Origin of the sequence: Labrenzia sp. C1B70, from assembly GCF_000475395.1 — a bacterium.
Lineage (GTDB): Bacteria > Pseudomonadota > Alphaproteobacteria > Rhizobiales > Stappiaceae > Roseibium > Roseibium algicola.
The window spans coordinates 1-1,185 of record NZ_AXCE01000038.1; the positions used below are offsets into that span (position 1 = coordinate 1).

General features: G+C 50.8%; 3 protein-coding genes. All 3 read right to left on the reverse strand.

The genetic code is table 11. The features are described 5' to 3' along the window. Positions 1-15: 15 nt before the first annotated feature. Positions 16-276, reverse strand: coding sequence for a hypothetical protein (locus tag Q666_RS66080; protein ID WP_152533438.1), 261 nt, complete (start codon positions 274-276; stop codon positions 16-18). Continuing rightward, positions 273-695 carry a hypothetical protein gene (locus Q666_RS65715; RefSeq protein ID WP_081713358.1) on the reverse strand — a complete coding sequence of 141 codons (423 nt, stop codon included), beginning with the start codon at positions 693-695 and terminating at the stop codon, positions 273-275. Before Q666_RS65715 ends, Q666_RS66080 begins: the two co-directional genes overlap by 4 nt. Positions 696-971: 276 nt before the next feature. Then, on the reverse strand, positions 972-1,185 hold a 214-nt coding region (locus Q666_RS65720), incomplete at its 5' end, for a tyrosine-type recombinase/integrase (RefSeq protein WP_031269582.1).

A 1,185-nucleotide genomic window follows, 5' to 3' on the forward strand; every position in this document is an offset into this window, starting at 1 on the left:
CAGGGAAATGAGCGCTTACGGAAAACGCCACATACCAAGAATCCGGTAGGCACCGACAAATAGCGCCCATGTGCTACCAACTGGAACAAACTGAAATGCAATGTCTGCATCACGATATGGGCTTCGATTGATCCTTTGATAGCCCAAGTAGTGCTCAAGCCGTTCGCGTGAATGCCGCCACTCTTTCAAAGCGTCTGTGCCGTGGCGAACGATCCGGCATTTGCTCAAATCGGTGCCTCGGCGTACAATAATTTCATTAAAGGTAAAGTCGCTCATCGTTCTTCCAGCCGGTGCCACGCCTCACGGAACTCAGGTTTGTCATATGCAGACGGCTGAAGCCAATGTGAGATTGCTCCTGTCTTGCTTTTTGCTGGGTCACTTCGGTGACAAAGCGCCATAACTTCTTTTAAGCGCATAATGTAACTGACAGGTTTATCTTGTTTGGCCTTAATAGTTATAACCCACCATTCTGAACGAAGATTACTTAGGTTCCCCCCCAACCCTACGGGATCTCGCTTTGATAACCCCTTGCTTTGGACGCCGAAAATGATCGACTCATCGTCATTGGCACAAAACAGATCGCTACCTTTCGCATTTCGTGCAGTTGGCATCACATTCCAACCACGCCGAGACAACTGCCATCCCACATAGTGCATCGCTGCGTTGCCTGTCGCTTGCGAGGACTTTACGTCCATACTGTTTCCTCCTTCTTTCAATTTCGCATTCTGACTACATGGTTGAACTCTGCATTGAAAGTTGGGTTGTGGTTGTAGAACGGTAGGTGAACGGCAACAATGTCCCGCATAGCCGGCATTTGGCGGCCAACGGACTTCGCTGATGCAACATATGTCTCTTTCGATTGGCTGCACCGGAGCGAAAAGGGGGCGGATGGACGGTAGCAAAAGGCCGGAAACTTCCCGAAAGCAGTCGATGAGCTTGGCCCGAAATCGGGAATTGCTGATACAGCTCGATCAGATTTTTACTTTCCTCTCAAAAGTTTCTGGCCTTCGGTGATTTAACGCCTCCAACCCCTCTCGCACATCCTCGTCAAGCACATGCGCATATCGAACCGTCGAGGAGATATCAGCATGCTTCAGCGCATTCTTGACCAGGGCAAGGTCCCGGGTTGCACGCAGAAGCTTGGACGCGAAATCGTGGCGTAAGTGTAAGCGGCGGCTGTCCCCC